This is a genomic window from Xanthobacter sp. BG11Y11_SDJG (assembly GCF_057364445.1).
In genome coordinates this window covers 1-16,062 of record NZ_JBNFNU010000057.1, presented here as the reverse complement: position 1 = coordinate 16,062, position 16,062 = coordinate 1, and the positions used below count along the sequence as shown (strand labels likewise).

Here is a 16,062-nt window from a genome sequence, read left to right as displayed (position 1 = left end):
GCCGACGGCATCGCCAGCCATGGCTCTCGCGCCTGCCGGCCTATGCCGACCAGGTGAAGAGCGGCAAGGTGGCCGGCGCGGCCGTGCCTGCGCTCCACTGGACCGCCGAGGCGACGCTTCGGGTGGACGCGGGCGCGGTTTCGCCTTTCCCGCCATCGCCGCCGGCCTGGACGCGGCGGCCGGGCGGGTGGCGAAGACCGGCATCGTCGGCGTCGCGGTCCATGCCTCGCACCATGCGGGCGCCATGGGCCACCATGTGGAGACGCTGGCGGCGCGCGGCCTCGCTGGCCTCGCTTTCTCCAACTCGCCGTCCGCCATCGCGCCCTGGGGCGGGTCGGCGGGGGTGTTCGGCACCAATCCCATCGCCTTCGCCGTGCCGCGGGCCGGCGCGGCGCCGCTGGTCATTGACGCCTCGCTGAGCAAGGTGGCGCGCGGCAAGATCATGGTGGCGGCCCAGCGTGGCACCGCCATCCCCGACGACTGGGCGCTCGACACGCAAGGCCGGCCCACCACCGATCCCAAGGCGGCGCTGGAGGGCACCATGCTGCCCATCGGCGACGCCAAGGGCGCGGCTCTGGTGCTGATGGTGGAGATCCTCGCGGCGGCGCTGACCGGCGGCCAGTTCGGCTTCGAGGCGTCCTCCTTCTTCACCGCGGACGGGCCGGCGCCGCGCATCGGCCACCTGTTCGTGGTGATGGACCCGGCGCGGCTCGGCGGTCCGGACTTTTCGGCCCGGCTCGAAGTCCTGCTTGGCGCCATCCTCGGCCAGGACGGCACCCGCCTTCCCGGCGACCGCCGTCTCGGCGCGCGGGCGAAGGCGGCGGCGGACGGCATCTCCGTTCCGGCGGCGCTGCTGGAGGACCTGCGTCGGCGGGCGGGCTGAGCGCGCGCGCCGGCTCGGCAGCGGCGATCCAAGGTCAGGTTAAAAAGCAAGGCCGCCGGCAGGGGATGCCGGCGGCCTTGCTTGCTTCTGCGGCAGCGTTGGGCGGCCGTTGCCGGCCGCCGCTTTGGTCACGCGCTGCGGTAGAGCTTGGTCATCACGAATTCGCGGTGGCCGAGGGCCTCCGCGGCGGTGAGACGGCCGTTGGCGGTGCGCACGATCATGTCGATGAGCGCGTCGCCGGCCTCCGGGATGGTCATGTCGCGGCGCAGGACGCCGGACACGTCCACGTCGATGTGCTCGCCCATGGTGCGCACGGTGCGCGGGTTGCCGGAGATCTTGATCACCGGGACGATGGGGTTGCCGATCACGTTGCCCTGCCCGGTGGGGAAGGTGTGGATCACGTAGCCCGCCGCCGCCATCAGCGTCACGCACTCGGCGGCCGCGGACGAGGTGTCCATGTAATAGAGGCCGGGACCCTTGGCCGGGGCCTCGGCCGGCTCCAGCGCGTCGATGTAGCGGCACTCGCGGCCGATCTTCTCCAGGTTGCCGAGCGCCTTCTCCTCGATGGTGGTGAGGCGCCGGCGATGTTGCCCTTGGTGGGCTGGCTGTCGGAGAGATCGTTGGTCTTGTGGGCCTCGATGACGTCGTCCTGGTAGGACTTCCACATCTTGTACCACTTCTCGGCGATCTCCGGGCTCGCCGCGCGCTCCTTGCACAGGTGCTCGGCGCCGGTGATCTCGGAGGTCTCGCCGAACACGCCGTAGATGCCGCGCGGGATCAGCTTGTCGTACATGTTGCCCACGGTGGGGCACGAGGACAGGCCCGTGGTGGTGTCGCTCTCGCCGCACTTGGTGGAGATCCACAGGTCGGAGATCGGGCAGTCCTCGCGCGGCAGCTCGTTCGCCCACTGGACGAAGCGCTTGGCCTCATAGGACGCCTTGGCGATGGTGGCGATGTCGCCGTTGCCCTCGATGCCGAAGCCCACCACCGGCTTGCCGGTCTTGGCGATGCCCTCGACGACGATGTTCGTCCACTGGTCCTCGATGCCGATCACCACCACGGCGGCGACGTTCGGATTCGAGCCGATGCCGATCAGGGTGCGGAAGTGCAGATCGAGGTCGGCGCCGAACTGGAGGCGGCCATAGGCGTGGGGCAGGGCCATGGTGCCCTTCACATGCGCGGCCACCGCCTCGCAGGCGGCGTTGGAGAGGTCGTCGAGCGGCAGCAGCACGACGTGGTTGCGCACGCCGACGCGGCCGTTCTCACGGCGCCAGCCGCGGAAGGTGGCCTTCGCATAGTCCTGCGACGCGCGCTTGGCGGGGGTGGCCTTGGTGACCAGCTGGTCGGGCGCGCCGCCCTTGAAGGGGTCGGCGGCGCTCTGGGCGTGGAACATGGCGATCTCGGTCATTTTCACACCTCACCAGCGCTTGGTCTTGGCGTTATGGACGTGGACGTGCTCGCCCTTGGCGATGTCGGCCTTGGCGATGCCGATGTCCTGGCCGTACTTCCAGATGGTGTCGCCGGCCTTGATGTCGACGAGCGCAATCTTGTGGCCGATCGGCACGTCCATCTTCGACGTCAGGTGGAAGGCGGAATTGTCGTGCGTCACCACGCACAGCATGTCGGTGCCGGCCTTCAGGCCCTCCACCACCACGACACCCACGGTGTCCTTCTTTTCATGAACCAGCAGCTGCGGCGCAGTCACGCTTGCCTCCTCGCCTCCTGCGACTTGCCCTCTCCGAGCAAGTCTTCTATAAGATATAGGATAGATGAGTTAGTCGGAGGGGCGTGTCAAGCACCCTTCGGCCTCAAGGCTCACGGGAACTCGCGGACCGGCCGGCGCGAAGCACGGCCGCCGCGGGAGGAAAACGCCAACAGGGAGAGGATCATGATGCGTTTCGGGAAATGGCTTGCGGCCGCTGCGGCGGGGCTTGCTTTGGCAACGGCGGGGGCGCAGGCGCAGACCTTCCCGTCCCGTCCGATCACGCTGATCGTGCCGTTCGCCGCCGGCGGACCGAGCGACGCCATCGCGCGGCTGCTCGGCCAGTCCATGACGGCGAGCCTCGGCCAGCAGGTGGTGATCGAGAACATCGCCGGAGCGGGCGGCACGGCGGGTGCGGCGCGCCTCGCAAAGGCAGCACCGGACGGCTACACCATCCTCATCCACCACGTCGCGCTCGCCGCCGGCGCGGCGCTCTACGGCAACCTCAGCTACGAGACCACCAACGCCTTCGCGCCCATCGGCCTCATCAATTATGGCCCGATGGTGCTGCTCTCGAAGAAGGACTACCCGGCGAACAACATCGCCGAGCTGCTGAAGCTGGTGAAGGAGAACGGCGCCAAGACCACCATCGCCCATGCTGGCGTCGGCTCGAACGCGCATCTGTGCGGCCTGCTGCTGCAGAAGGCGCTGGGCGTCACGCTCACGGAAGTCGGCTATCGCGGCACCGGCCCGGCCATGAACGATCTCATGGGCGGCCAGGTGGACCTCCTGTGCGACCAGTCCACCACCGCGGTGCCGCAGATCCAGGCCGCCACCGTCAAGGCGTTCGCCGTGACCTCCAAGGAGCGCCTGCCGGTGCTCAAGGACATCCCGACCCTGGAGCAGGCGGGGCTGAAGGGCTTCGAGTTCGTGATCTGGCACGGCCTCTATGCGCCCAAGGGAACGCCCGCGGACGTGATCGGCAAGCTCAACGGCGCGCTGCAGAAGGCGCTGAATGACGAGATGATCGTCAAGCGCTTCGCCGACGTGGGCACCAGCGTGTTCCCGCCGTCGCAGCGTGGACCCGATGCCCACGGCGCGCGTTTCGCGGCCGAGATCGCGGTGTGGAAGTCGGTGATCCCGAAGCCCCGTCAATGTGGAGGCGGGGCCGGCGCGCGCGGCTATGATCCGGTCAGGGCTGGAAGGGCTCCGGGGCGCAGGCCGCTCCGGGACCCTTCTCGGTCCGGCCGGCGCTCAATACCAGATCTTCTTGGTCTCCAGGCCCTTGTAGAGGCCGGCCACGTAGTCGCCGTAGCCGTTGAAGAGCAGCGTCGGCCGGCGCTCGCCGGTGGCGATGTCCTCCTCGCTCGCCTGGCTCCAGCGCGGATGGGCGACCTTGGGGTTCACATTGGCCCAGAAGCCGTATTCGGAAGCCTGCACCGCCTCCCAGAAGCTCACCGGCTGCTTGTCCGTGAAGGTGAAGCGGACGATGCCCTTCGCCGACTTGAAGCCGTACTTCCAGGGCAGCGCGATGCGCAGCGGCGCGCCGAACTGGTTCGGCGCCGGCTTGCCGTAGATTCCGGTCACGAGGAAGGCCAGCTCGTTGTTCGCCTCCTCGAGGGTCAGCCCCTCCACATAGGGCCAGGGATAGCGGAAGTCGCGCTGGTTCGGCGCCACCTTGGGATCGACGAACGATTCCATCTGGATGTACTTCGCCGAGGCCATGGGCGCGGCAAGCGCCACCAGGTCCGCCATGGGAAAGCCGGTCCACGGCACCGCCATGGACCATGCTTCCACGCAGCGGTGGCGGTAGAGGCGCTCTTCCAGCGAGACCTTCTTGAGCAGGTCGTCGATGCCGATCTCGAACGGCTTCTCCACCAGTCCGTCCACCTTCACCGTCCAGGGGCGGCGCTGGAAGCGCGTCATAGAGGGGGCAACGTTCTTGCCGTAGCTGAACTCGTAATAATTGTTGACCGTGCTGGAGCGCGCCTCCGGCGTCACCGGGCGGTCGAGCGCATAGGCGTCGTTGCGCTTGGCGGGATAGAGGCCGGCGGACGGGTCCGGCAGTTCGCTCACGCGCTGCGCCGCCGCCGGGGTCGCCAGGAGCGGGGCGGCGAGCAGCGCCGCGCCCGCGCCGATCCCCGCGCTAATCCCCGCGCTCATGGCCTCGCGGCGGGAGAAATAGACCGCCTCCGGCGTCGCCGCCGATTCGGGAATTTCCCAGCCGCGTCTGCGTCGAATAAGCATGCCAGATCCTCCGGAACGGCCGCCAACATCTGGCGGCGCAAAGGGATCGGCAAGTCAAAGGCCCGTGTGACCGCTCAAGGCGGCGTGAGGGCGCCGCCGCGCTATTGGGGCACGGTCGCGGAGGTCTCCAGCTTCAGCGTCGCGCCGGCGAGCGAGAGGCTCAACCCGCTGTCGGCCGAGATGCTGAGCGGCTGGAGCGTCACCTGCCGGCCGGCATCCTGGGCGGCGAGCATGTTGGCCGAGAAGCCGGGACCGAGGGCAAAGCCGGTGGACAGGCCCACATAGGTGCCGGCCAGCGCGCCGGGATCGAGGTTCGGCGAAGTGGCGAGCACCGCCCACAGCATGCTGGCCTGGTCGGAAACCCCGAAGTCCAGGCCGATGCGGTCGAGGGTGCCGGAATAATAGTGGTTGAAGCCGACCGAGGGACGGAACTCGCACGTCACCTTGCGGGAGGAGCCGAAGCCGTAGCCGGTGGCGAACGCGCCGCGGCATTCGAGCAGTCCGGCCGAGACCTGCGGCATGGTGGGGCTTGCCGCGTCCACCGTGCCGGCGAGCGTCAGCGCCGTCCCGAGGGACAAAAGCGGGATCAGACCTCGCATGCGGCACCCCTCCGGAGCTTGCCCCTCGGAGGACGCGACATCAAAGGACGCGCGGTTTGCCCACGCATCCAGGGGGCCGACGCGGAAGGCCCGCCCCGGCCCGTCTCGCCCCCGGCGAAGCGGGCTCCGAAGCGCGATTCGCCTCGGTTCTTGTGCGCCTTTGGCCGGTCGATTGCAACGGCCGAGGAGAGTGGGCCGCTTGAACACGCGACCCCGCCGATCCCGATGGCAGAAGGCGCCGGACACGAAAACGGCGCCACCCGCGGGCGGCGCCGTTTCCGTTAGGGCAGATGACGCCGTGCTGCGGCTCAGGGCTGCAGGACCAGCTTCATATCGGAGACGCCGGCAGCGATCATGGCGCCGGTCACGCCTTCCAGGGACAAGGGCTGGAGCGCGACGGTGTTGTTGGAGCCGCCGAGCAGCACGTTGGCGCCGCCGCCGATGGCCCAGGCGGCATCAGCCGAAACGCCCACATAGGTGCCGGAGATGTTGCCCGGCGCGATCTGCGAGGTGGGCGCAAACACCGCCCAGCCCAGCGTGCCGCCGGTGCTGACGCCGATGTCGATGCCGAAGCGGCTCACGGTGCCCTTGTAGCGGGCCAAAAGGTTGTACGGCTGCACCTGAGCGGTGCGCAGCTCGCAATTCATCTCGCGGACGGAGCCGATGACGAAGCCCACGGACGGGGCGACGTTGCACACCAGCACGCCGGCCTGGACCTTCGCCGACTGGGCAGCGGCAGGGGTGGCGGCGGCGACGAGAGCGAGGGCGGCAAGGCTGACGAAGGACGTGCGCATGGGTTCCCCCAGAACAAAGGACGAGGATGACAGGTACGTCGGCCGGCGGCGAGGCGCAACAGCGGTGCGCGGATAGGGTAGGGGCCGCGCGTGACAGGGTTACGAAACCCTTGATGGCGGGCCACAAATGCGAACGCGCCTTCCGTGAAGGGGCGCGGTGACGGGCCGGTCCGGCCTGCGCCGCCGCTCCCGAAGGCGGCGGCGCGGCGCCCGAATCAGCGCAGGGTCAGGTCGGACACGCCGAGCGCGAGGTTGAGGCCGGTCTGGCCTTCCACGGACAGGGGCTGGAGCGCGAAGGTGTTGCGCGAGCCGCCCACCAGGACGTTGGCGCCGAGGCCGACGCCGATGGTGGCGTTGCCCGAGGCGCCCACATAGGTGCCGCGCAGCGCGCCGCTCGGGACACTCGCGGACGGGGCAAACACGCCCCACACCAGCACGCCCTTGCCGCTCACGCCGAGGTCGAGGCCGAAGCGGCGCACCGTGCCGCGATAGGTGCCGGCCTTGGCGCCCTTGACCGAGGGACGGAAGTTGCAGGTCATCTCGCGCACCGAGCCGATGACGAAGCTCACGTTCGGCGCCACGTTGCAGACCAGCTGGCCGACCTGCACGCGGGACTGGGCGGACGCGGGCAGGGCGCCGAAGGCGAGAAGGGCGGCGGCGGCGAGGCCGGCCTTGAGAACAGTCTTCATGGTGTCGTTCCTCCTATGGGAAGCGGGTTCTGAGACCAGCGCTGACGACGGCGAAGCCTTAGCCCGACTCCAACCCGCCGCCAACGCTTGTCTACGCCGCAAGTTCCTTTTCTTTTGTCTAGTGACCGCGTCAGCTCAGATTGCCGCAGAAGCGCTGAATACGCGTGCAAGCTTCCTCAAGGTCAGACGTCGCGGTAGCATAGGAGATGCGGAACGCCGGCCCGAGGCCGAAAGCAGACCCGTGTACCACTGCCACGCCTTCCGATTCGAGCAGCTGCGCCGCGAAGACTTCGTCGCTCTCGATCTTGACCCCCGCGGGGTGCTCAGGCCGATCACGCCGGCACAGGAGGGGAACACGTAGAACGCGCCCTCCGGCTTCGGGCAGGTGAGGCCCTTGGCCTGGTTCAGCATGGACACCACCAGGTCGCGGCGCTCCTTGAACACCTTGTTGTTGACCGGGATGAAGTCCTGCGGCCCGTTCAGCGCCTCGACCGCCGCCCACTGGGCGATGGAGGAGGGGTTCGAGGTGGAGTGCGACTGAAGCGCGCTCATGGCCTTGATGAGCGGCTCCGGGCCGGCGCCGTAGCCGATGCGCCAGCCGGTCATGCAATAGGCCTTCGACACGCCGTTCATGGTCAGCGTGCGGTCATAGAGCCGCGGCTCGATCTGCGCCGGGCTGTAGAACTTGAAGTCGTCATAGACGAGGTGCTCGTACATGTCGTCGGAGAGGATCCACACCTGGGGATGCTTCACCAGCACGTCGGTGAGCGCCTTCAGCTCGTCATGGGTATAGGCGGCGCCCGACGGGTTCGAGGGCGAGTTGAAGATCAGCCACTTGGTCTTGGGGGTGATGGCCGCCTCCAGAACCTCGGGGCGCAGCTTGAAATTGTCCTCGAGCCGGGTCGGCACCGGCACGGGCTTGGCGCCGCAGAATTCGACGATGTCCGGATAGCTCACCCAATAGGGCGCCGGAATCAGCACCTCGTCGCCGGGATCGAGCGTGGCGACCAGCGCGTTGAACAGCACCTGCTTGCCGCCGGTGCCCACCGTCACCTGCGAGGGCTTGTAGTCGAGCCCGTTCTCGCGCTTGAACTTGGCGCAGATCGCCGCCTTCAGCTCGGGGATGCCGTCCACGGCCGTGTACTTGGTCTCGCCCCGGCGGATGGCGGCGATGGCCGCCTCCTTGATGTTCTCCGGCGTGTCGAAGTCCGGCTCGCCGGCCGAGAGGGCGATCACGTCGCGCCCCGCCGCCTTCAGCTCCTTGGCCTTGCCGGTGATGGCCATGGTGGGGGACGGCTTGATGCGCTTCAGCGCCGACGAGATGAGGCTCATGGCCTTGGAACTCCGGACGCGCCCCCGCCGCGGCGGCGCCGCAAGGGCGGCTCGGCTGCGGCAGTCGGGCGGATTGTGGCACGTTGCGCCGCACGGCCTTGGGCCGGGGCGCGCGGACACTAATGGAGCCGCGGGCGGCGAACAAGCGAGGATGAGCGATGGCGGCGTTCGCGAACGCTGATGGGTCGCCGCCTGCCCGGGACCGGACGGGGTTTGGTCGAATGGCGGGGTGAATCCCGGCGCGCGGTCGGCTAGAGAGAGGCGGCGCATCCGCCGCGTCGCCCCGGCGCTGCGGCGACCAGGATCAGGGGATGGAAACAGCCGTGCTGACGCTCTATTCCACCCGCTCGTCCGGCAATTCCTACAAGGTGCGGCTCATGCTCGCCAAGCTCGGCCGGCCGTTCCGCCTCGTGGAGGTGGATATCTTCGCCGGCGAGAACCGCACCCCCGAGTTCCTGGCCATGAACCCGGAAGGCCGGGTGCCGCTGCTCGCCGTCGATGGCCACTTCCTCGCCGAATCCAACGCCATCCTGTTCTATCTCGCCGAGGGCACCGGCTTCCTGCCGAAGGCGCCGCTGGAGAAGGCGGAGACCCTGCGCTGGATGTTCTTCGAGCAGAACAGCCACGAGCCCGGCATCGCCGCCGCGCGCTTCTGGCTGCGCCAGGTGCGCGGCGGGCGCGACCTGCGCACCCATGACGTCGACCGCTGGATGGAGGAGGGATACGCCGCGCTGAAGGTGATGGAGCGCCACCTTGAAAGCCGGCCGGAGGGCAGCGGCTTCTTCGTCGGCGCGCGACTGACCATCGCCGACATCGCCCTTTATGCCCACACCCATGTGGCGGAGGAAGGCGACTTCTCGCTTGCCGGCTTCCCCGCCATCCGCGCCTGGCTCGACCGCGTCGCCGCCGCGCCGGGGCATGTGGACATGGCGTGGCGGCCCGAAGCGACCGGGGCCTGAGCAGAGAGGGAGCCGGCGCCGCACAGACCCGCCCGTCGGCGGGTCGCCATTTTCTGTGGGAACCATTTTTCCCGGGCGCAGGTTGTTCGGCAGGATGGGGCAGGACGGGGCAGGAGGGCGAGGGCGCCAACTCTCTGGTGCGCAGCAGGAAATCGCGGGAGCGTGACCGGTGGTCACGAAGTCGCCATGGTTCCCCGCTGTTGGGCCACAGTTGAACTTCACCCTTTACAGGACGAATCAGCTGATTCGCGGCGGCAATGCCCGGATCGGCAAGAACATCGAGCGAGTGCATCATGTCGAAGCCTCTCGACCTTGAGTCTCGTGTCCTGGGTCACGCCGGCTTTTCGGCGGCCGATCCGGAAGTGCTCGCGCGGGCCGTACAGGCCCATAAGGCCGGCGACGCGGTGGCGCAGGCGGCCCTGACGCTTGCCCTCATGTTCGCCATCGGCACGGTGGCCTTCGTGCTCAGCGTCGATCGCGCCGCCGCGGCAGGCCTTAGCGCCGTTCAGGGCGTGTCGGGGCCGGCCCTGCTCGTCGGCATCGCGCTGATCAGCGGTGGACTGCTGGCAGGCTTTGCCGTGCGCCACAAGGCGGTGGCCCGCGTCGCCGCGCGCCGCCGTCCGTGAGCACTGGACGACGGGTCCTTCCTCCTCTTTTCGCCCTTGCAGCGTCCGCGCTCGTGGGCGGTGCTGTGCTGGCCGCCCCGCCAGGCGGGGCGCCCGTGCGCTTCGCCGGCGAGAGCGTGCGCGTGGTGCCGTTCGCCGCCGGGCTCGAAAATCCCTGGGGCATGGCCTTTCTGCCCGACGGTCGCGTTCTGGTGACGGAGCGCCCGGGCCGGCTGCGCATCGTCGATGGCGAGGGACGGGTATCCGAGCCGGTGGCCGGCGTTCCGAAGGTGTTCGCGGTGAGCCAGGGCGGCCTGCTCGACATCGCGCTCGATCCCGACTTCGCCGCCAACCGCTTCATCTATCTGAGCTATGCCGAGCCGCGTCGGGGCGGTGCGGCGACCGCGGTGGCGCGCGCCCGGCTGGATGCGGCCGCGCTGCGACTTGACGATCTTCAGGTGATCTTCCGCCAGGAGCCGGTGCATTCGGGCGGCCAGCATTTCGGCTCGCGGCTGGTGTTCGCCCGCGACGGCACGCTGTTCATCACCCTGGGCGACCGCTATTCCCTCTCCGAGAGCGCGCAGGACCTCTCCACCACCATCGGCAAGGTGGTGCGGATCCATCCGGACGGCGCGATCCCTTCCGACAACCCCTTCCGGGGAAAGGACGGGGCGCGGCCCGAGATCTTCAGTTTTGGCCACCGCAACGTGCAGGGCGCCGCGCTGGAGCCGGCGACCGGCGCGCTCTGGACCATCGAGCACGGCGCGCGCGGCGGCGACGAGGTGAACCGACCTGAGCCCGGCAAGAATTACGGCTGGCCGGTCATCAGCTATGGAAGGCACTATTCCGGCGGCCGGATCGGCGAGGGCACCGAAAAGGCCGGGATGGAACAGCCGCTGTTCTATTGGGACCCGTCCATCGCCCCCTCCGGCGCCGCCTTCTACACCGCCGACCTTTTGCCGGCCTTCAAGGGCCACCTGTTCACCGGCGGCCTCGCCGCGCAGGCGCTGGTGATGGTGAAGGTCGAGGACGGCAAGGTCGTGGGCGAGGAGCGCCTCGATCTCGGCGCGCGGGTGCGCGACGTGCGCCAGGGGCCGGACGGCGCGCTCTGGCTTGCCCTCGACGCGGAGGACGGCGGCATCGTGCGGGTGGTGCCGGCGCGCTGAGCCGGGCCGTCAGAACTTCTGGAAGATGAAGTAGGCGCCCGCCGCGATCAGCGTGAATCCCACCAGGTGGTTCCAGCCCAGCGGCTCCTTCAGATACAGCACCGAGAAGCCGGCGAAGACCAGGAGGGTGATGACCTCCTGCATGGTCTTGAGCTGTGCCGTGGAATAGACCTGCGAGCCGATGCGGTTGGCCGGCACCGCGAGGCAGTATTCGAAGAAGGCGATGCCCCAGCTCGCAATGATGGCGAGGAGCAGCGGCGAGGACTTGTACTTGAGGTGCCCGTACCAGGCGAACGTCATGAAGACGTTGGAGGCGACGAGCATCAGGATCGGGGTGAGGGACGGCGGGAAAAGCGTCGACAGGTTGGGCATAAGCGGGCGGTCCGGTGCGGGAATGCCGGCCGGTGGGCCGGATTCGGATGGCGCTACAATGGGACCGGCAAATGCCGCCGAACGCAACGGCGCTCTGCTCCCGCCCGCGACGCAAGCCTGCTGAAATGACGGACCGCCCGTGGCCAGAATCGGCGCGCTCGGCAGGCGTCCTGGTGCTATAAGAAGCTTGGCTGTAGTCGCGGCTCCGCCGGATGCGGCCGGTGCCGGATGGGAGGCGGGGCATGGGCGCGATCGTCTGGGGGCTCCTGGGGGCCGTGTCGGGGGCGGTCTCGGGCCTCCTGCCCGATTTCGGGTTCGGGCTTCCTCAGGATTTCGGCGGCGTAATGATCCATACCAGCGGCGTGACCTTGTTCACGCCGCTCGCCTTCGCGCTGGCGCTGGTGATCGGCCTCGCGCCGCGCGGGCTGGAACCGGGGAAGGGTGCTCTGGTTTTCCTCGCCACCGTTGCCGGCTGGCTGCTCGCCATCAATGTCTGGCTGCAGATTGGCAATGTCCTGGATTCCCGGGGCGGGGGTCTGCGGCCGGAACTCATGCGTGCCCTCGCCGGCGCGCCGCGGGATTGCTGGGCGCTGCGCTGACCTTCGCCGGCACGCGCGCGCCTGCCCGGCGCTGCGGCGACCGGGAGCTGCGGCGCGCGTGATCCTCGCCGGAACTGTTGCGGGGATGCTGTTCCAGGAGTGGATCGTCATCGCGTCGCCGTCGGGCGCGTCCCAGGTCGCCGTGGTGGGGCCGGGCATCGAAGTGTCGCAGTTCATCCTGCTCTACGTTCTGTGGCAGGCGGTGGTGGCTGCCGCCATCGGCCACGCGGCGAACCGGCGGGCCTGACGGCGCGCTGCGCTGTCCTGGGCCGCCCGCGGCACCTAGCGGAGGAACGCGGACCCGCTTCGCGGCTTCCGGCGTTTGAACGAAGCGAGGCCGGCGCGGGCGCCGGCCGTTCGCATCGACGGTCCCGGCGGCGAACCATCGCCGTCGCCGTCTTTTAGGGTGTGCGTAAGGGCCTCGGCGCCGCCGCGGGCCCGTCTTCCCGACCGCGACAGGAGCGTTTCATGCAAGTGGGCAAGCCTTCCGCTCTGATGTTCTTCGTCTCTTTGATCCTCGCCCTCATCGCCCTGATCAGCTTCGCCACGCCCATCCCCATGGTGACGGGCATGAACCGCTTCTACCTCATGACCGCCGCCTGGGGCGTGCTCACGCTCTCGACGCTGGTGCGGGGGATTTGAGGCCGACCGGGCGCCTCCTTGCCGACGACGCGGCAGGCGGCGACCGGGACCGGCAGGCCTGGCCTGCCGGGTGCGTGGCCAGGCCGTGCCTGGCTCGCGCCTAGGGTTTGGGCGATTCCGGCTTTGCGCTGTCCGACTTGGCCGGCGTCGACGGGGCGTTCGCCGAGGCGTTGGGCTTGTTCGCTTGTTCCGCCAGATTGGTCAGGCCCGACATGAACGAGCATTGCTGGTGATAGGCCTGCGCATCCCTGAGCGCCAGCGAGGCGGGATAGGCGGCCAGCGAAGCCGGCGCGCCGTTCTTCATTCGCTTGGACATGATTTCTCCCATGATCTTGTCGCGGTTGGCGCGAATCTTGGCCGCGATCAGAGTGACCAACTGGTTCTGCAGCACCGTGGCATCGGCAAGCGTATTCGTGTCCTGGGCCAGAGCCGAGACGAGGTTCAGCGCCTGCGCCGCCGAGCCGCCGGTGAAGGCGCCCACGGTCGAGGCCACCATGGCCACCTCGCCGAGCAGGAACTTGCGCTCGGTGACTCGGATGAACATGCCGTCGACGAACTGCTCGCACAGCACGTCGGAGCGCTGAAGCAGCGCGTCCTGGACGAAATCGCGATTCTCGGGCCGCTCGCGGGCGTACTGGATCGCCGCCGCGCTCATGACCGGGACCGCGCGGTCGGAAAACGCGGTCTGGAACGCGTCGCCCCTGCGCCCCGCCTGGACCGTGGATTCGTCGACCACCGTATTGGTCACAGGGTCCACATAGGAGACCGCGACCGCATAATCCACCAGTTGCGCCGGCCGCATGGAATTGCGTGAACTGGTGCTCAGCCACTCGCAGCCGCCGATTGTGACGCACAGCGCCAGCGCGCCCACCCTTGCCAATACGTGTTCCATATCCCGCCCCCGAGCCAAACACGGGGACAGCTTTCGATTGCATTAACGATTGATCAATGCCCCCAGTACGTCTTCGACAACATTCTGAGGTTGTGTTACATATTTAATGCACCCCATTTGGGTGATCCGCTACGGCAGCCTTTCCCCCGCCGCTCGGCGACCCCATATTGGCGCCATGGCCAAAGCATCCCGTCCCGGCAAGCTCGGCGAGCGCTCCCAGCGCCACTTCGAGCCGGCGCCCCAGCAGGCGCTCGATCCCGCGCTCGCGAAGTCCCTGGGGCTCGACCCCGCTGACCTCTCCGTCGACCTCGCCGCGGGCGGGGCGTCGGCCACCGTGCAGGCGCTCTCGCGCCTGATCGAGGAGGGGCGGCCAGAGGTGACCGGCCAGCTCTGGGTGCCGCACCGGCCGCCGCGCCCGGAAAGTCCGAAGGCGGCGTCGCCTTCACCATGAAGAGCGATTTTGAGCCCGCCGGCGATCAGCCGCAGGCGATCGCCGAATTGTGCGCGCAGGCGCAGGCGGGCGAGCGCGACCAGGTGCTGCTCGGCGTCACCGGCTCGGGCAAGACCTTCACCATGGCCAAGGTGATCGAGACGCTCCAGCGCCCCGCCATCGTCATGGCGCCCAACAAGACGCTGGCGGCGCAGCTCTATGGCGAGTTCAAGAGCTTCTTCCCCGACAATGCGGTGGAATACTTCGTCTCCTATTACGACTATTACCAGCCGGAGGCCTACGTCCCCCGGACCGACACCTATATCGAGAAGGAATCCTCCATCAACGAGCAGATCGACCGCATGCGCCATGCGGCGACCCGCGCGCTGCTGGAGCGGGACGATGTGATCATCGTCGCCTCGGTGTCGTGCATCTACGGCATCGGTTCGGTCGAGACCTATTCGGCCATGACCTTCGATATCAAGGTGGGCGAGCGCATCGACCAGCGCGCTTTGCTCGCCGACCTCGTGGCGCTCCAGTACAAGCGCATCCAGTCGGATTTCGCCCGCGGCACCTTCCGGGTGCGCGGCGACGTGGTGGAGATTTTCCCCGCCCACTATGAGGACCGGGCCTGGCGCGTGAGCCTGTTCGGCGACGAGGTGGAGAGCATCTCCGAGTTCGACCCGCTCACCGGCCACAAGAGCGGCGACATGAAGAGCGTGCGCGTCTACGCCGCCTCGCATTATGTCACCCCGCGCCCGACGCTGATCCAGGCGCTCTCCGGCATCAAGGCCGAGCTGAAGGTCCGCCTCGACGAGCTCTACCGCATGGGCCGCCTGCTGGAGGCGCAGCGCCTGGAGCAGCGCACCCGCTACGATCTGGAGATGATGGAGGCCACCGGCTCCTGCGCCGGCATCGAGAACTATTCGCGCTGGCTCACCGGCAGGAAGCCCGGCGAGCCGCCGCCGACCCTGTTCGAGTACGTGCCCGACAACGCCCTCGTCTTCATCGACGAGAGCCATGTGACCGTGCCGCAGATCGGCGCCATGTATCGCGGCGACTTCCGCCGCAAGGCGACGCTGGCGGAATACGGCTTCCGCCTGCCGTCCTGCATGGACAACCGCCCGCTCCGCTTCGAGGAATGGGAGGCCATGCGGCCGCAGACCGTCCACGTCTCGGCCACCCCGGGATCATGGGAGATGGACCAGACCGGCGGCGTGTTCGTGGAGCAGGTGATCCGCCCCACCGGCCTCATCGACCCGCCGGTGGACGTGCGCCCGGCGCGCACCCAGGTGGACGACCTCCTCGGCGAGGTGCGCTCCGTGGCGGCGAAGGGCTACCGCACGCTGGTCACCGTGCTCACCAAGCGCATGGCCGAGGACCTCACCGAATATCTGCACGAGAACGGCATCCGCGTGCGCTACATGCATTCGGACATCGACACCATCGAGCGCATCGAGATCATCCGCGACCTGCGGCTCGGCGCGTTCGACGTACTCATCGGCATCAACCTGCTGCGCGAGGGCCTCGACATCCCCGAATGCGGGCTTGTCGCCATCCTTGATGCGGACAAGGAGGGCTTCCTGCGCTCGGAGACCTCGCTGGTGCAGACCATCGGCCGCGCCGCGCGCAACGTGGATGGCCGCGTGATCCTCTATGCCGACCAGGTGACGGGCTCCATGGAGCGCGCCATGGCGGAGACCACCCGCCGCCGCGAGAAGCAGATGGCCTACAACACCGAGCACGGCATCACGCCGGAGAGCGTGAAGAAGGCCATCGGCGACATCCTCAATTCCGTCTACGAGCGCGACCACGTGCAGGTGGACGCCGGCCTCGCGGAGGAGGGGGCGGCCTTCGGGCACAATCTCAAGGCGGTCATGGCGGACCTGGAAAAGCGCATGCGCGCCGCCGCCGCCGACCTCGACTTCGAGACCGCCGCGCGGCTGCGCGACGAGATCCGCCGGCTGGAGGCGACCGAGCTCGCGGTCTCCGACGATCCGCTCGCCCGCCAGGAGGCGGTGGAGGACAGGACCGGCGGCTTCCGCGGCCCGCGCAAAATATGGCCGCGCCGCCAACGAGCCGCCCAAGGAGCCCGGCAAGGCGAAGGGGCGGGGGCCAAGACGGGCGCGAGCAAGACGGGTGCGCCGGAAG

General features: G+C 68.7%; 14 protein-coding genes and 4 pseudogenes. 9 read left to right on the top strand and 9 right to left on the bottom strand.

Annotation, left to right across the window (positions count from 1 at the left end; translation table 11 throughout):
* Positions 1–883 (top strand): Ldh family oxidoreductase (locus tag AC2W7M_RS07795; protein WP_486131432.1); only part of this gene is annotated, 883 nt, incomplete at its 5' end.
* Between the two features lie 128 nt (positions 884–1,011).
* Here AC2W7M_RS07795 and AC2W7M_RS07790 read toward each other — a convergent pair.
* Together AC2W7M_RS07790 and AC2W7M_RS07785 are read right to left on the bottom strand one after the other, a co-directional pair.
* Positions 1,012–2,276: pseudogene (locus tag AC2W7M_RS07790) on the bottom strand (UxaA family hydrolase).
* 24 nt (positions 2,277–2,300) lie between these two features.
* Entirely contained in the window at positions 2,301–2,588 is a 288-nt protein-coding gene (locus AC2W7M_RS07785; protein ID WP_486131430.1) for a UxaA family hydrolase, read from the bottom strand.
* Positions 2,589–2,771: 183 nt separating this feature from the next.
* Between AC2W7M_RS07785 and AC2W7M_RS07780 the strand changes: the two are divergent.
* Positions 2,772–3,725: pseudogene (locus AC2W7M_RS07780) on the top strand (tripartite tricarboxylate transporter substrate-binding protein); the annotation flags it as partial.
* Between the two features lie 114 nt (positions 3,726–3,839).
* Here the strand turns inward: AC2W7M_RS07780 and msrP are convergent.
* From msrP to AC2W7M_RS07755, 5 genes and pseudogenes are all read right to left on the bottom strand, one after another.
* Positions 3,840–4,832: a protein-methionine-sulfoxide reductase catalytic subunit MsrP gene (gene msrP / locus AC2W7M_RS07775; RefSeq protein ID WP_486131428.1), complete on the bottom strand. Its 993-nt coding sequence runs from the start codon at positions 4,830–4,832 to the stop codon at positions 3,840–3,842.
* 101 nt (positions 4,833–4,933) lie between these two features.
* The gene (locus AC2W7M_RS07770; protein ID WP_486131426.1) at positions 4,934–5,431 is read right to left on the bottom strand and encodes a DUF992 domain-containing protein; all 498 of its coding nucleotides are present in this window, start codon (positions 5,429–5,431) and stop codon (positions 4,934–4,936) included.
* A 308-nt stretch (positions 5,432–5,739) separates the two neighbouring features.
* Positions 5,740–6,225 (bottom strand): DUF992 domain-containing protein, encoded by a 486-nt coding sequence (locus tag AC2W7M_RS07765; protein ID WP_486131424.1) that lies wholly within the window; start codon positions 6,223–6,225, stop codon positions 5,740–5,742.
* A gap of 215 nt (positions 6,226–6,440) precedes the next feature.
* Positions 6,441–6,914 carry a DUF992 domain-containing protein gene (locus AC2W7M_RS07760; protein WP_486131422.1) on the bottom strand — a complete coding sequence of 158 codons (474 nt, stop codon included), beginning with the start codon at positions 6,912–6,914 and terminating at the stop codon, positions 6,441–6,443.
* Positions 6,915–7,044: 130 nt separating this feature from the next.
* Positions 7,045–8,246, bottom strand: a pseudogene (locus AC2W7M_RS07755) (pyridoxal phosphate-dependent aminotransferase).
* Between the two features lie 311 nt (positions 8,247–8,557).
* On the opposite strand from AC2W7M_RS07755, the gene AC2W7M_RS07750 reads away from it, so the two are divergent.
* From AC2W7M_RS07750 to AC2W7M_RS07740, 3 genes are all read left to right on the top strand, one after another.
* Positions 8,558–9,205 carry a glutathione S-transferase family protein gene (locus tag AC2W7M_RS07750; protein WP_486131420.1) on the top strand — a complete coding sequence of 216 codons (648 nt, stop codon included), beginning with the start codon at positions 8,558–8,560 and terminating at the stop codon, positions 9,203–9,205.
* Positions 9,206–9,498: 293 nt separating this feature from the next.
* Positions 9,499–9,831 carry a hypothetical protein gene (locus tag AC2W7M_RS07745; protein ID WP_486131418.1) on the top strand — a complete coding sequence of 111 codons (333 nt, stop codon included), beginning with the start codon at positions 9,499–9,501 and terminating at the stop codon, positions 9,829–9,831.
* Positions 9,828–10,976, top strand: a complete 1,149-nt coding sequence (locus AC2W7M_RS07740; RefSeq protein WP_486131416.1) for a PQQ-dependent sugar dehydrogenase — start codon at positions 9,828–9,830, stop codon at positions 10,974–10,976. Before AC2W7M_RS07745 ends, AC2W7M_RS07740 begins: the two co-directional genes overlap by 4 nt.
* Before the next feature lie 9 nt (positions 10,977–10,985).
* On the opposite strand, the gene AC2W7M_RS07735 is transcribed toward AC2W7M_RS07740, so the two are convergent.
* A complete protein-coding gene (locus tag AC2W7M_RS07735) occupies positions 10,986–11,348 on the bottom strand; it encodes a DMT family protein (RefSeq protein WP_486131414.1) in 363 nt (120 codons plus the stop codon).
* Between the two features lie 242 nt (positions 11,349–11,590).
* Between AC2W7M_RS07735 and AC2W7M_RS07730 the strand changes: the two genes are divergently transcribed.
* The 3 genes from AC2W7M_RS07730 (at position 11,591) to AC2W7M_RS07720 (ending at position 12,589) form a co-directional block, all read left to right on the top strand.
* A complete protein-coding gene (locus AC2W7M_RS07730; protein ID WP_486131412.1) occupies positions 11,591–11,947 on the top strand; it encodes a hypothetical protein in 357 nt (118 codons plus the stop codon).
* A gap of 85 nt (positions 11,948–12,032) precedes the next feature.
* On the top strand, positions 12,033–12,194 hold the full coding sequence (locus AC2W7M_RS07725) for a hypothetical protein (RefSeq protein WP_486131411.1): 162 nt from the start codon (positions 12,033–12,035) through the stop codon (positions 12,192–12,194).
* Positions 12,195–12,415: 221 nt separating this feature from the next.
* Positions 12,416–12,589, top strand: coding sequence for a hypothetical protein (locus AC2W7M_RS07720; protein ID WP_486131409.1), 174 nt, complete (start codon positions 12,416–12,418; stop codon positions 12,587–12,589).
* Positions 12,590–12,689: 100 nt separating this feature from the next.
* Here AC2W7M_RS07720 and AC2W7M_RS07715 read toward each other — a convergent pair whose 3' ends face one another.
* Positions 12,690–13,460 (bottom strand): hypothetical protein, encoded by a 771-nt coding sequence (locus tag AC2W7M_RS07715; RefSeq protein ID WP_486131407.1) that lies wholly within the window; start codon positions 13,458–13,460, stop codon positions 12,690–12,692.
* Positions 13,461–13,656: 196 nt separating this feature from the next.
* Here AC2W7M_RS07715 and uvrB point away from each other — a divergent pair.
* Positions 13,657–16,062, top strand: a pseudogene (uvrB, locus tag AC2W7M_RS07710) (excinuclease ABC subunit UvrB); the annotation flags it as partial.

What these genes read in the sequence shown, in the direction of transcription:
- AC2W7M_RS07730 (WP_486131412.1), top strand. Translation starts at nt 11,591, where the DNA reads ATGGGCGCGATCGTCTGGGGGCTCCTGGGGGCCGTGTCGGGGGCGGTC.
- AC2W7M_RS07750 (WP_486131420.1), top strand. Translation starts at nt 8,558, where the DNA reads ATGGAAACAGCCGTGCTGACGCTCTATTCCACCCGCTCGTCCGGCAAT.
- AC2W7M_RS07720 (WP_486131409.1), top strand. Translation starts at nt 12,416, where the DNA reads ATGCAAGTGGGCAAGCCTTCCGCTCTGATGTTCTTCGTCTCTTTGATC.
- AC2W7M_RS07770 (WP_486131426.1), bottom strand. Translation starts at nt 5,431, where the DNA reads ATGCGAGGTCTGATCCCGCTTTTGTCCCTCGGGACGGCGCTGACGCTC.
- AC2W7M_RS07745 (WP_486131418.1), top strand. Translation starts at nt 9,499, where the DNA reads ATGTCGAAGCCTCTCGACCTTGAGTCTCGTGTCCTGGGTCACGCCGGC.
- AC2W7M_RS07765 (WP_486131424.1), bottom strand. Translation starts at nt 6,225, where the DNA reads ATGCGCACGTCCTTCGTCAGCCTTGCCGCCCTCGCTCTCGTCGCCGCC.
- AC2W7M_RS07760 (WP_486131422.1), bottom strand. Translation starts at nt 6,914, where the DNA reads ATGAAGACTGTTCTCAAGGCCGGCCTCGCCGCCGCCGCCCTTCTCGCC.
- msrP (WP_486131428.1), bottom strand. Translation starts at nt 4,832, where the DNA reads ATGCTTATTCGACGCAGACGCGGCTGGGAAATTCCCGAATCGGCGGCG.
- AC2W7M_RS07725 (WP_486131411.1), top strand. Translation starts at nt 12,033, where the DNA reads ATGCTGTTCCAGGAGTGGATCGTCATCGCGTCGCCGTCGGGCGCGTCC.
- AC2W7M_RS07735 (WP_486131414.1), bottom strand. Translation starts at nt 11,348, where the DNA reads ATGCCCAACCTGTCGACGCTTTTCCCGCCGTCCCTCACCCCGATCCTG.